At 51.9% G+C, this 12,282-nt stretch carries 14 protein-coding genes; all 14 read left to right on the top strand.

Going from position 1 to position 12,282, the window contains the following annotated elements; all coding sequences use genetic code 11:
* Positions 1 to 6: 6 nt before the first annotated feature.
* The 14 genes from Q0Y65_RS09620 (at position 7) to Q0Y65_RS09555 (ending at position 12,280) form a co-directional block, all read left to right on the top strand.
* Positions 7 to 708 carry a hypothetical protein gene (locus Q0Y65_RS09620; RefSeq protein WP_297959233.1) on the top strand — a complete coding sequence of 234 codons (702 nt, stop codon included), beginning with the start codon at positions 7 to 9 and terminating at the stop codon, positions 706 to 708.
* On the top strand, positions 692 to 1,645 hold the full coding sequence (gene miaA, locus Q0Y65_RS09615) for a tRNA (adenosine(37)-N6)-dimethylallyltransferase MiaA (RefSeq protein ID WP_297959231.1): 954 nt from the start codon (positions 692 to 694) through the stop codon (positions 1,643 to 1,645). The genes Q0Y65_RS09620 and miaA overlap by 17 nt, the downstream gene beginning before the upstream one ends.
* A gap of 95 nt (positions 1,646 to 1,740) precedes the next feature.
* Positions 1,741 to 1,980 (top strand): RNA chaperone Hfq, encoded by a 240-nt coding sequence (hfq, locus tag Q0Y65_RS09610; RefSeq protein ID WP_019679069.1) that lies wholly within the window; start codon positions 1,741 to 1,743, stop codon positions 1,978 to 1,980.
* Positions 1,981 to 1,991: 11 nt separating this feature from the next.
* Positions 1,992 to 3,254, top strand: coding sequence for an HlyD family efflux transporter periplasmic adaptor subunit (locus Q0Y65_RS09605; protein WP_297959229.1), 1,263 nt, complete (start codon positions 1,992 to 1,994; stop codon positions 3,252 to 3,254).
* On the top strand, positions 3,241 to 3,936 hold the full coding sequence (locus Q0Y65_RS09600) for a YggS family pyridoxal phosphate-dependent enzyme (protein WP_297959227.1): 696 nt from the start codon (positions 3,241 to 3,243) through the stop codon (positions 3,934 to 3,936). The genes Q0Y65_RS09605 and Q0Y65_RS09600 overlap by 14 nt, the downstream gene beginning before the upstream one ends.
* Before the next feature lie 97 nt (positions 3,937 to 4,033).
* Positions 4,034 to 4,501, top strand: a complete 468-nt coding sequence (locus Q0Y65_RS09595) for a cell division protein SepF (RefSeq protein ID WP_297959225.1) — start codon at positions 4,034 to 4,036, stop codon at positions 4,499 to 4,501.
* Positions 4,501 to 5,259, top strand: a complete 759-nt coding sequence (locus tag Q0Y65_RS09590; protein WP_297959223.1) for an RNA-binding protein — start codon at positions 4,501 to 4,503, stop codon at positions 5,257 to 5,259. Before Q0Y65_RS09595 ends, Q0Y65_RS09590 begins: the two co-directional genes overlap by 1 nt.
* A gap of 11 nt (positions 5,260 to 5,270) precedes the next feature.
* Positions 5,271 to 5,834: a DivIVA domain-containing protein gene (locus tag Q0Y65_RS09585; RefSeq protein ID WP_297959221.1), complete on the top strand. Its 564-nt coding sequence runs from the start codon at positions 5,271 to 5,273 to the stop codon at positions 5,832 to 5,834.
* A gap of 61 nt (positions 5,835 to 5,895) precedes the next feature.
* Complete coding sequence (gene ileS, locus Q0Y65_RS09580; RefSeq protein WP_297959219.1) at positions 5,896 to 8,673, top strand: isoleucine--tRNA ligase; 2,778 nt, start codon at positions 5,896 to 5,898, stop codon at positions 8,671 to 8,673.
* A 67-nt stretch (positions 8,674 to 8,740) separates the two neighbouring features.
* The gene (lspA, locus tag Q0Y65_RS09575) at positions 8,741 to 9,250 is read left to right on the top strand and encodes a signal peptidase II (RefSeq protein ID WP_297959217.1); all 510 of its coding nucleotides are present in this window, start codon (positions 8,741 to 8,743) and stop codon (positions 9,248 to 9,250) included.
* A complete protein-coding gene (locus Q0Y65_RS09570; RefSeq protein ID WP_297959215.1) occupies positions 9,243 to 10,157 on the top strand; it encodes an RluA family pseudouridine synthase in 915 nt (304 codons plus the stop codon). The genes lspA and Q0Y65_RS09570 overlap by 8 nt, the downstream gene beginning before the upstream one ends.
* Before the next feature lie 11 nt (positions 10,158 to 10,168).
* Positions 10,169 to 10,987 carry an HAD family hydrolase gene (locus tag Q0Y65_RS09565; protein WP_297959213.1) on the top strand — a complete coding sequence of 273 codons (819 nt, stop codon included), beginning with the start codon at positions 10,169 to 10,171 and terminating at the stop codon, positions 10,985 to 10,987.
* 7 nt (positions 10,988 to 10,994) lie between these two features.
* Complete coding sequence (locus tag Q0Y65_RS09560) at positions 10,995 to 11,318, top strand: hypothetical protein (protein ID WP_297959211.1); 324 nt, start codon at positions 10,995 to 10,997, stop codon at positions 11,316 to 11,318.
* Positions 11,319 to 11,440: 122 nt separating this feature from the next.
* Complete coding sequence (locus Q0Y65_RS09555; protein WP_297959209.1) at positions 11,441 to 12,280, top strand: transketolase; 840 nt, start codon at positions 11,441 to 11,443, stop codon at positions 12,278 to 12,280.
* Positions 12,281 to 12,282 lie beyond the last annotated feature (2 nt).

Here is a 12,282-nt window from a genome sequence, read left to right as displayed (position 1 = left end):
GACACTATGAAACGAGCGGCAAAAGCATTCATTGCAGTATATTTTTCGTTATTTATGTGCATTTTCGGCGGTATAAACGCATTGGCATGGGATACTGATACATCTCACCTGGAAATAAGCTTCGGCGAAGTCCCCGAGGGCACTGCCTTTGCGGATATACTGGTAAAAGAAAACTGGAACAGGTATGAGGGCGAGGGCGGATATGTTCATGGATTTAACGGGCATTTACTCGGACTGGACGGTAACTGCGAGCTTGCCAAATACAATGAGGGCGGCTATGCAAGTCTGCTTCTGAAGCATTCCACCGCTATACTGGAAGAGTACGACCTGTCGCCTGATTCCCAAAACAAGCATATGGAGCTTGGACTGGAAACAGGCGATGAGAATATATTTGACCATTACCGCCATATAAAGGTAGCCTACTGCGACAAGGACGGAAATATACTCGGGATCACCAACGAGGTCAGAGTAAAAAGCGTACCCTTTGGCAAAGCTGCGTACACGATAAAAGCGGACGGCAGCAATCTGACCTGCGATGTGGATATGGGACCGCCCTTTTATCTGCTGATACTGATACCACTGGGCGGAATACTTCTGGCCGTCATTGCTGTGATAAAGCTGGTGAAAAGAATCTTACGGAAGAAGCAGTCGGCAGATTCGATCAGGAGAATACAGTCTGGAGAAATCGAAAATGAAGGAAAAGAATAACAAGCCCTTTGTGCTGGCTGTGGTGGGTCCGACGGCGTCGGGCAAGACATGGCTGGGCGTTGAGCTTGCGAAGATATACGGCGGAGAAGTTATCTCCGCCGATTCCATGCAGATATACAAGGGCATGGACATAGCCTCGGCAAAGCCCTCGGAGGAGGAAAAACAGGGAATACCGCACCATCTCATGGACTTCCTTGACAGGGACGTGAGCTTCAGCGCCGCGGACTATGTCAGCCTTGCAAATGAGAAGATACGGGAGATACTCTCACGCGGGAAGCTGCCCATAATCGTAGGCGGCACGGGACTTTACATCGACTCTCTCCTTGAGAATGTGAAGTTCTCCGAGGGGGGCAGTGACGAGGCCTACCGTCGGGAGCTGTACGACTTTGCGAAGGAGAAGGGCAGCGAAGCCCTCCACACCCGTCTTGCGGAGCTGGATCCCGAGGCAGCAGAGGGCATACACCCCAATAATCTGGTGCGTGTGGTCCGCGCACTGGAGGTCTGTCACGTTACGGGCAGGCGCTTCAGTGACCTGAAACGCGAGAGCAGAACGGTGGAAAGTCCCTATGATTCGCTGATAATCGGCCTTAATTTCGAGGACAGGCAGAAGCTCTACGACCGCATAGACCTCCGCGTTGACGAGATGGTGAAGGCAGGCCTTGTCGAAGAAGCACGTCAGCTGTGGCAGGAGAGCGGCATGAAGACCGCTGCCAACGCCATAGGCTACAAGGAGCTTATCCCATATTTTGAGGGGAAAGCGGAGCTTGAGGACTGTATAGGCATCATCAAGCAGGAAACACGGAGATACGCCAAGAGACAGCTCACATGGTTCAGGCGGAACAGCCGTATCCAATGGATAATGGTTGACGGATTTAATAAAAAGAATGAAATATTAGAAAAATGCAAAAAAACTATAGCCAAACACTTTGAAATGTGATATAATGTACTGTGTGTATTTCTATGCGGTATTTTTGACAAAACATTTTACCCACAGAACCCTTCACGCAAACAAATAAACAAAGGAGAATGTGTATGAACAAAACAATCAATCTGCAGGACGTGTTCCTCAATCAGTGCAGAAAAGACAAGATCATGGTAACTATCATCCTTACCAACGGCTTTCAGTTCAAGGGAATGGTAAGAGGCTTCGACAGCTACGTTGCTATCTTTGACTGCGACGGCAAGCAGCAGCTGGTCTACAAGCACGCTATATCCACGATCATACCTGCGAGAGCAGTTTCTATCCTCGACGCTTCCGAGAAAAACGACTAAGGGTGATCTGAATGCGCTTAACAGGATCGGAAGGCAGCTTCATGGTCAAGACGCTGAGAAACGTCGTCCTGGTGCTGCTTCTGATAATCTTTATCAGCATAGTCTATAACTTCCGCAACAGGGAAAGCGATACCGTTTCCGCCCTGACAGCCTCCGCCGTGTCCTCCAAGGAGTACAAGGGCGTGTTCATCAGGGACGAGGAGATGATCCTCTACAGCGGCAACGGCGTGCTGAGCTATAATGTGGCCGACGGCGGCAAGGTGGGAAGCGATACGGTTATCGCAGAGGCCTACCCCGACGACGAGCAGCTCAGTATCAAGCGCGAAAAGGCTAAGCTGGAAAAGGAGCTGAATATACTGAAGAAGATACAGAATCCCGGTACCCTTGAATCGGCACAGCCCGCAAGTCTGTCCGAGAATATAGATACAAGCTATCGCAGCCTTATCTATTGCAGGGATACAGGCGATCTCGAAGGCCTCGAGACCGTCAAGGACGATCTTCTCGTACAGCTGAGTACATATCAGATCATGACCAATGAGGTCCAGGGCTTCGGCCAGAAGATATCAGATATCGAGGCCGAGATAGCCAAGCTGGAGGCAAGGTCGGTGGTATCAAAGGAGCTCATAACCTCGCCCCGTTCGGCGTATTTCGCCAGCTACTGCGACGGCTATGAGGACAAGCTGACCACAGCAGGTCTGGATCAGATAACCTCATCCATGATAGAGAGCATAACCGACAAGAAGTCTACCGCTCCCAACGTGGTGGGCAAGCTCATCGACGGCTACGGCTGGTATCTCGCTGTAGTGGTGGACAACTCCCGCAAGGAGTACGCCATCGGTGACAGCATAAGCCTGAGATTCGACTCGTCCGCCGAGTCCTATCCCGCCGAGATAACCGATATCCGCGACGAGAGAGCCGACAAGAGCGTCATGATAATCTTCTGCGACAAGTTCAATTATGAGCTGGTGCAGCACAGAACAGAGAGAGTAGAACTTATCAAGGGCGAATATACAGGGCTCAGGGTGCCCCGTGAAGCCATACGCTTCAAGGACGTCACCGAGACCGTCACCGACGATCAGGGAAATGAGCAGACAAAGACCTCCACATGGAAGGGCGTGTATATCCGCGAGGGTGAGCAGGTGCTCTTCAAGAAGATAGACGTTATATACGAGGGAAGCGATTATGTGCTCTCAAAGATCACTGACGATACCGATTTTCTTGAGCTCTACGACGATATAATGATCGAGGGGGTCGATAAGGATGATGAGCAGTAACGATCTCGCTTATATCGACGAGAATCTGCGCATAATAAGAGAGAGATGTACCGAGGCTATGGCAAAGTACCGCAGCCCCGACGATAAGCTCCGCATAATGGCGGTCACAAAGACCGTTGCTCCCGAGGCGGTGAACCATGCCATAGAGCTGGGCATAGACCTTCTCGGCGAGAACAGGGTGCAGGAATACCTCTCAAAGGCAGAAGCATACGACAGGTCGGCAGAGGTCCAGTTCATAGGACATTTGCAGACCAACAAGGTGAAATACATTATAAATGCGGTAAGCATGATACAGTCCGTTGACAGTATTAAGCTGGGACAGGAGATAAGCCGCCTGGCCGTGAAGAACGGCAGGGTAATGGATATCCTCTGCGAGGTGAATATAGGGGGAGAGGACTCCAAGAGCGGAGTTGCTCCGACGGAACTGAAACAGCTTATCGATGAGCTTTCGGAGCTTGAGGGAGTGCGTGTGAGAGGTCTCATGACCATACCGCCCCCGTCGGACAGCGATATCTTCCTCGGACAGATGAAGGAGCTCTACGACAGCATAGCCTCCGTATACAAGGGTATGGATACCCTTTCCATGGGCATGACCCATGACTACGCCGAAGCCGTTAAGTACGGCTCGAACCTGGTGCGCATAGGCACGGGGCTCTTCGGCGCAAGGGATTACTCAAAGTAACCTATACAGCGGAACGCTGGATCATCAACACGGGATGCTCCGCATTGGTCCTGTGAAGAGATATAAAATATAAATAATGCGGAGAAGGAGTATTAAGATGAAACTTTTTGAGAACATTAAGGAATTTTTCTTTGCTGCAGAGGACGACGATTTTGACGCTGATGTTCCGGTACGTCACGAGCGTGAGCGCAGCTTTTCACCTGCCGATCAGGACGATGCTCCCGTGAACGAGAGCGCTTCCATCGGTACCGGAAGAAGAAACAAGGTCGTTAATATCCAGACTACCGCACAGCTTCAGGTAGTACTGGTAAAGCCCTCGGCTTTCACAGACGCAAAGCAGATAGCAGATCATCTTATTGCCAAGAAGACAGTAGTTCTCAATCTTGAGACAGCTTCTCCCGAGAACAAGAGAAGGATCATCGACTTCCTCGTAGGCGTTGCTTACGCAAACGGCGGAAGCCTCAAGCCCGTTGCAAACCTCACCTACATCATTACTCCTTATAATGTAGGCTTCATCGGCGAGGACCTTGTAGGCGAGCTGGAGAACAACGGCGTATTCATCTGATGAACGATCAGCCGGATAAGCTCTTTGCCGCGAGACTGGCCGATATGACCGCCCTCTGCGAAAGGGACGGCACGGCACAGTTCTCCGCCTTTCTTGACGAAAGACAGTGCGTCGAGGCTGAGGAATGGTGCAGGAGGAATACGGGAGACCTGAGATATATGCTCTACGGAGGCTACGGGGACGCAAGACGGAAAATGCTTGCGGTGTACCCGGAGTATTGCCATGACTATATCACGGAGGAGTTCCCCATGAAATGCCTTACCTTCACCTACCGCAGCGAGGATAAGCTGACACACAGGGATTTTCTCGGCTCCTTCATGGCTCAGCAGATAAAGCGCGAGGTCATAGGAGATATAGTGGTGGGCGAGGGCATCGCCCAGACCTTCGTCACAGAGGTGGCGGCAAGGCTCATAGGCTCCTCTGTGTCAAAGATAGGCAGAGTGGGCGTAAAGCTTGCCGACGACAGACCGTTTGAGCTAAGCAGTGCTCAGAAGTTTCAGGATATATGCGGAACAGTGGCTTCCCTGCGCCTTGACTGTACAGTGGGGCTGGCGGCTCATGTGAGCCGTGAGAAGGCAGCCATGCTTATCCGCTCCGATAAGGTGGATGTGAATCATTTTACGGTTTCCTCGGTCTCATATGAACTGAAGGAGGGGGATATACTCTCCGTCAGAGGCTGCGGAAGATTTGTACTTTCCGGTATAGACGGCACAACAAAGAAAGGCCGCATACACATTAGTCTTAGAAAATATATTTAGAGGTGAATGAAATGATAACTTCAAAGGACGTTAGAAATAAGAGATTTGAGAAGGCTGCATTCGGTTACAAGCAGGAGGAGATAGACGAATTCCTCTCACAGCTGGAGGCTGAGCTTGACGAAATGGAGCGCGAGCGTGCAGAAGCTAACAGCAAGATACAGGTTCTTGCTGACAAGGTAAGAGAGTATATGAGAGACGAGGACGCTCTCAAAGACGCTCTCCTCGGCGCTCAGAAGCAGGGCCACCAGGTGCTCAGCGACGCCAACGAGAAGGCAGAGCAGATCATCGCAGAGGCTCAGGCAAAGGCAGACGCCCTCGAGGACGAGGCTGTTCGTCAGCACGCCGAGGCTATGGAAAAGAACCGCGAGGAGATCGCCAAGGAGAAGGAGGCTCTCATCGAGGCTCAGCAGCAGGTAGCAGACTTCAAGAAGAGCCTGTTCGATATGTACAAGAGCCATCTGGAGCTCATCTCGTCCATGCCCGAGACCTTTGATGAGGCAGCCGGCGAAGAGGAGGAAGCTCAGACAGCAGAGGAGATCGCAGCAGCAGTTGCTGCCGAGACAGAAGAGGAATAATCATCAATCAATAAGATCGAAAGGAGGATCCCTCAGTCTTTTGTAAGAGGGATCGGATAGTATGGCACAGGATTATAACAGTACGCTTAATTTACCGCAGACAGAATTTCCCATGAGGGGAAATCTGCCCAAGAGAGAACCCGAAACTCTCAAAAAATGGGAAGATGAAAGACTCTACTACAAAATGGTAGAGAAGAACAAGGGCAAGCCCTCTTATATACTTCACGACGGACCTCCCTATGCAAACGGAGAGATCCATCTGGGTCACGCCCTCAACAAGTCTCTCAAGGACTTCATCGTAAAGTATAAGAATATGAGCGGATTCTGTGCTCCCTATGTTCCCGGCTGGGACACCCACGGACTTCCTATCGAGCTGAAGGCTATGAAGGCTATCGGCGTTGAGAACGGCGCTATCCCCGCAGTTGACCTCAGAAAGCACTGCCGCGAGTACGCCATGACTCAGGTGGCCAATCAGATGAAGGGCTTCAAGAGACTGGGCTCTCTGGGCGACTATGACTATCCCTACCTTACCCTCCGCCCCGAGTACGAGGCAAAGCAGGTAGAGGTGTTCGGCTCCATGGTAAAGAAGGGCTATATGTACAAGGGCCTGAAGCCCGTATACTGGTGCCCCGACTGCAATACCGCGCTTGCCGAGGCTGAGATCGAGTATTCCAACGATCCCTGCTATTCTATCTATGTCAAGTTCAACGTCACCGACGACAAGGGCATATTCACAGGCCTGGGACTTGACCTCTCAAAGATCTATTTCGTTATATGGACAACTACCACATGGACTATCCCCGGCAACCTCGCTATCTGTCTGGGACCCGAGTACAACTATACTCTCGTCCATGTAGGCGATGAATACTATGTAATGGCTGAGGAGCTTGTAAAGACCACCATGGAGACTGCCGGTATCACAGAGTATACCACAGAGCACATCTTCACCGGCGCGGAGCTTGAGGGCATGAAGACAAAGCATCCCCTCTACGACCGTCCCTCACCCATAATCGTAGGCGACCACGTTACTCTTGAAAGCGGTACGGGCTGCGTACATACAGCGCCCGGCTACGGTGTTGAGGACTTTGAGGTGTGCAAGAAGTACGACGATATCGGTATCATCGTTTGCGTTGACTCAAAGGGCAAGCAGACCGCCGAGGCAGGCGAATTCGAGGGCATGGACACGGATCAGGCAAACAAGGCTATCGCCGCAAAGCTCACAGAGCTGGGCGCTATGCTGGCTACACAGAAGATCGTCCACCAGTATCCTCACTGCTGGAGATGTAACAGCCCTATCATCTACAGAGCTACAGAGCAGTGGTTCTGCTCCGTAAACGGCTTCAAGGACGAGGCTATAAAGGCCATCGAGTCCGTAAAGTGGATACCCGAGTGGGGCGAGGACAGGATCAAAGGCATGGTTCGCGACAGAAGTGACTGGTGTATCTCCCGTCAGAGAACATGGGGCGTTCCCATACCTGTTGTCTACTGCAAGGACTGCGGCAAGCCCATCTGCAACGACGAGACCATCTCCGCTATCTCCGAGCTCTTCCGCAGGGAAGGCAGCGATTCATGGTGGATAAAGGATACAAGTGAATTCATACCCGCAGGCGTCAAGTGCGAGTGCGGATGCAGCGAGTTCACCAAGGAATACGACATCATGGACGTATGGTTCGACAGCGGCGTATCACATACATCCGTTATGGAGGGCAAGGACTTCCCGAGCCTTACATGGCCTGCCGACCTCTATCTTGAGGGCGCAGATCAGTACAGAGGCTGGTTCCAGTCATCGCTCCTCACATCTGTTGTATACAAGGGACAGTCTCCCTACAAGGCAGTCTGCACCCACGGCTGGGTAGTTGACGGCGAGGGCAAGGCAATGCACAAGTCTCTCGGCAACGGTATCGACCCCAGTGAGATAACAGACCAGTACGGCGCGGATATACTCCGTCTGTGGGCAGCTTCTTCGGACTACCACAGCGATATCCGTATCTCTAAGCCCATACTCGGCCAGCTCTCGGACGCATACAAGAAGATCAGAAATACCGCACGTTTCATACTGGGTAACCTGGGCAACGGCGCCGGCTTCGATCCCGACAAGGACTGCGTATCCGACGATCAGCTCACTGAGCTTGACAAGTGGGCTCTCATGAAGCTGGATAACCTCATCGACAAGATGAAGGAGGGCTACGAGGCGTTCGATTTCCATATCGCACTCCACGCGCTCCACAACTTCTGCGTAATAGATATGTCCAACTTCTATCTTGATATCATCAAGGACAGACTTTACTGCGAGAAGGAGGACTCTGTTCTCCGCCGCGCAGCTCAGACGGCAATGTACCGCATAATCAGTGCGATAACAAGACTTGCCGCACCTATCATTTCATTCACAGCCGAGGAGATATGGCAGTTCATGCCCCACTCCGCAGGCGACGACAAGGAAAGCGTATTCCTCAACCAGATGCCTGAGAAGAGCGGCATAGAGTTCTCTGCCGACTTCATCGACAAGTGGGAATTCATATACAACGCCCGTCTCGGCGCAAACAAGGCTCTCGAGGAGGCTCGTAACGCCAAGACCATCGGTAAGTCCCTTGAAGCTAAGATCATCGTAAAGAGCAGCGACGCCGACTACGACAGATATGCTGCACTGGCCGACGACCTGAAGGATATCCTGATAGTATCGGGAGTAGAGGTCGAAAAGTCAGGCGCCGACACCGTTTTCGAGGTGGCTAAGGCAGAGGGTGAGAAGTGCGAGCGCTGCTGGTGCTTCAGCAAGTATGTGGGTACGAATCATGACCACCCCACACTCTGCGAGAGATGCGCAATAGCTGTAGAAGCTTAAAAATGTAACCTCATTGCCTGTCGGCTGATGCAGTCGGCAGGCAGTCTTATTGAAAGGATAAAACTCTATGGCAATATTTCTTGCTGTGCTGATAGTCCTCCTTGTAGGAGCGGATCAGCTTGTGAAATACTGGGCGATCCACGAGCTTCAGCCCGTGGGCAGTATGGACTTCATACACATCGGCAGCCATAAGATAGTGGATCTTACCTATCTGGAAAACGACGGTGCCATTTTCGGAAGTATGTCGGGACAGCGCTGGTTCCTCATCGGCTTCACCACACTGGTGGTGGCAGGCGGGATAGTGCTGCTGTTCAAGGTGTACCGCCGCTCAAAGCTTCTGGATATTGCTCTTGCCCTGTTCATAGCAGGAGGTATAGGCAACCTTATCGACCGCTTCCGTTTCGCCTATGTTGTGGATATGTTTGAGATAAAGCTGTTCCACTTTGCCATATTCAACGTCGCTGACATATGCGTTACCATAGCCTTCGTGCTGCTTCTCTGGTACGCGCTGTTCATCGACCCCAAGCTTGAAAAGCAGAAGAAGGCCGCGGCTGCAAAGGCGGAAGAAAATGAGTGAGCGCATGATACTCACAGCCTCTCCCGAAGACAGGGGGAGCCGCATAGACAAGTACATCACAGAAAATATCGGGGAGCTCACACGCTCCGCGGTACAGGGCCTCATCGAAAAGGGGCTTGTCCTTGCGGACGGCAGCAGCATAAACAAGAACTACAAGCTCAGAGGCGGCGAGGAGATAACAGTGGATATCCCCGAGCCTGAGCCAATGGACGCTGTTCCCGAGGATATCCCTCTGGATATAGTCTATGAGGACGGCGACCTCCTTGTGGTGAACAAGCCAAAGGGCATGGTGGTACACCCTGCTCACGGAAATTACAGCGGAACTCTCGTAAACGCTCTCCTGCACCACTGCGGAGACAGCCTTTCGGGCATAAACGGTATTATCCGTCCCGGTATAGTCCACCGCATAGACAAGAATACCAGCGGTCTGCTCATAGTTGCCAAGAACGATGCCTCTCACCTGAAGCTGGCGGAGCAGATAAAGGCTCACAGCTTTACCCGTGAATACGAGGCGGTGGCCTGCGGATACTTCAGGGATACCGAGGGCACTGTGGACGCTCCTATCGGACGGCATAAGACCGACCGCAAGAAGATGTGCGTGACCACGGAGAATTCCCGCAATGCAGTCACCCATTACAGCGTCATAAAGCAGTACGGCGGCTATGCTCATGTGAGACTTCGCCTCGAAACGGGACGCACCCACCAGATAAGGGTACACCTGAGCTATATCGGACATCCCGTCCTCGGAGACGACGTCTACGGAAAGCCCTATAAGGGGCTGGAGGGACAGTGCCTCCACGCAAGGAGGATAGGCTTCATACATCCCTCAACAGGGGAGTATATGGAGTTCACCAGCGAGCTCCCCGATTATTTCAGATCGGTGCTGGCAAAGCTTGAAAAAATGTAGGAGAGATACCATTGTTTGAAGATATATCGAGAGTGGTGCTGCTCAGCGATATGGACGGCACCCTTCTGAACAGCCGCAAGGAGATAACCGACGCGGACAGGGAGGCAATTGAGCGCTTCACTGCCATGGGAGGACGCTTCACCGTGGCTACGGGACGCACAATACAGTCCTTTGACCAGTTCAGGAGCATACTCGGACTGAAATACCCCATAATAATGTATAACGGAGCGGCTATCCACGATTACATCAGCGGAGAGACCCTCTACACCCACCCCCTTACCCTTCGCGCCAAGGAATATACGGCGGAGCTCCTTGAGCTCATGCCCTGTGCGGGAGGAGAGGTGCTGAAGACCGAGGGCACCTATGTTTTCAGCAATACGGATTATCAGCAGCTGCACACGAAGCTCTGCGGCATAGTCCCAAATTATGCGGAGCTTGCCGATATAGAGGACGGCGGCTGGCTGAAGGTGCTTTTTTCACTTGCTCCCGAGGACGTGGAGCATATGCAGCTTCTTGTGAAGAAGCTGGCTTATGAGGACGTTGACTTTGTAAAGTCCTCGGATATTTTTCTTGAAATGCTCCCTCAGGGCGTGAGCAAGGGCTCCGCTCTGGCGGAATACCGCAGACTGAAAGGCATGGAGGATTGTACCTTCGTGTCCGTCGGAGACTTCGACAACGATATAGAGATGATAGTCGGAGCCGATGTGGGAGCCTGTCCTGCCAACGCGGAGGACTCCGTGAAATCAAAGGCAGACCTTGTGCTCTCACGCACCAATGACGAGGGCGCAGTCGCGGAGCTTATAGACTATATAATCGAAAGGTGCAAATAGTAGAACAATGAAAAAGAAGGCGGCAATAAGTATATATATCATCGGAACTCTCGTCGTACTCGGACTTCTTGCCATGCTCGCATACAGCAGTTTCAGCGGTATCAGCTCGGGACATACGGCGAATTTCACCCTCAGCGACTTCGCTACCCTGGCGCTTGCAGCCTGGGCCATACCCATGTGGGGAGCGGCGCTTTACCTTATAAAGGCGCTGAGGATAAAAGGTACCCTCCACGAAAAGCAGAACAAGATGCTCATATCCTTTCCTGCCATAGTGTGTACGGGTTTCTTCATCTTTTATGTTATAGTGCTTGTGATGATGATGTTCAGATGACAGTGAGCAAGAAAAGTCTTGCAATATGACTTTTTTTGCGCTATAATTATTAGAGTTGAGAGCATAGTATTTTTTCTCGCAAATTGCGGCTTCGGCCGTCAAATAAAATCATGGAGGTCAATATGGACGCAAAGCTTAAAAAGGAATTGCAGAAAACAGCCTGCAAGGTCAGAATGGGCGTTATCGAGGGAACCTATAACGCTAAGTCGGGACATCCCGGCGGTTCGCTCTCTATAAGCGATACCCTCACCTATCTCTACTTCAACAAGATGAACAATGATCCCGGGAACCCCGACGCTCCTGACAGAGACCGTCTGGTTCTCTCAAAGGGACATACTGCTCCCGCACTCTACTCGGTACTGGCTCAGAAGGGCTATTTCCCCGTAGATGAGCTGAAGTCCCTCCGTCATATCGGCGCTCTCCTCCAGGGACACCCCTGCATCCATATCCCCGGCGTGGATATGTCCAGCGGTTCTCTCGGACAGGGCATCTCTGCTGCGGCAGGCATGGCTCTGGCAGGAAAGATCGACGGCAAGTCCTACAAGGTATACGCTATACTGGGCGACGGCGAGATCGAAGAGGGTCAGGTATGGGAGGCTGCTATGTTCGCAGCTCACAAAAAGCTGACTAACCTTGTGGCTATCGTTGACAACAACGGTCTCCAGATCGACGGACCTATCACTGAGGTATGTTCTCCCGAGCCTATCACGGATAAGTTCGCTGCATTCGGCTGGCACGTTATTACTATGGACGCTCACGACTTCGACGATATAGACAGAGCCTTCACAGAGGCTGAGTCTGTAACTGACAAGCCCGTGGCTATAATCCAGAAGTCCACCAAGGGCAAGGGCGTTTCATTCATGGAAAATCAGGTGGGCTGGCACGGCACAGCTCCCAACAAGGAGCAGTACGACCAGGCTATGTCAGAGCTTAATGCGCAGTTAAAGGAATTGGAGGACTAATA

The organism is uncultured Ruminococcus sp., from assembly GCF_947301925.1.
GTDB lineage: Bacteria > Bacillota > Clostridia > Oscillospirales > Ruminococcaceae > Ruminococcus.
This window is presented reverse-complemented; position numbering and strand designations above follow the sequence as displayed.

Excerpts from the sequence above, each read along its gene's own strand:
- Q0Y65_RS09620 (WP_297959233.1), top strand. The coding sequence starts at position 7 with ATGAAACGAGCGGCAAAAGCATTCATTGCAGTATATTTTTCGTTATTT.
- miaA (WP_297959231.1), top strand. The coding sequence starts at position 692 with ATGAAGGAAAAGAATAACAAGCCCTTTGTGCTGGCTGTGGTGGGTCCG.
- hfq (WP_019679069.1), top strand. The coding sequence starts at position 1,741 with ATGAACAAAACAATCAATCTGCAGGACGTGTTCCTCAATCAGTGCAGA.
- Q0Y65_RS09605 (WP_297959229.1), top strand. The coding sequence starts at position 1,992 with ATGCGCTTAACAGGATCGGAAGGCAGCTTCATGGTCAAGACGCTGAGA.
- Q0Y65_RS09600 (WP_297959227.1), top strand. The coding sequence starts at position 3,241 with ATGATGAGCAGTAACGATCTCGCTTATATCGACGAGAATCTGCGCATA.
- Q0Y65_RS09595 (WP_297959225.1), top strand. The coding sequence starts at position 4,034 with ATGAAACTTTTTGAGAACATTAAGGAATTTTTCTTTGCTGCAGAGGAC.
- Q0Y65_RS09590 (WP_297959223.1), top strand. The coding sequence starts at position 4,501 with ATGAACGATCAGCCGGATAAGCTCTTTGCCGCGAGACTGGCCGATATG.
- Q0Y65_RS09585 (WP_297959221.1), top strand. The coding sequence starts at position 5,271 with ATGATAACTTCAAAGGACGTTAGAAATAAGAGATTTGAGAAGGCTGCA.
- ileS (WP_297959219.1), top strand. The coding sequence starts at position 5,896 with ATGGCACAGGATTATAACAGTACGCTTAATTTACCGCAGACAGAATTT.
- lspA (WP_297959217.1), top strand. The coding sequence starts at position 8,741 with ATGGCAATATTTCTTGCTGTGCTGATAGTCCTCCTTGTAGGAGCGGAT.
- Q0Y65_RS09570 (WP_297959215.1), top strand. The coding sequence starts at position 9,243 with ATGAGTGAGCGCATGATACTCACAGCCTCTCCCGAAGACAGGGGGAGC.
- Q0Y65_RS09560 (WP_297959211.1), top strand. The coding sequence starts at position 10,995 with ATGAAAAAGAAGGCGGCAATAAGTATATATATCATCGGAACTCTCGTC.
- Q0Y65_RS09555 (WP_297959209.1), top strand. The coding sequence starts at position 11,441 with ATGGACGCAAAGCTTAAAAAGGAATTGCAGAAAACAGCCTGCAAGGTC.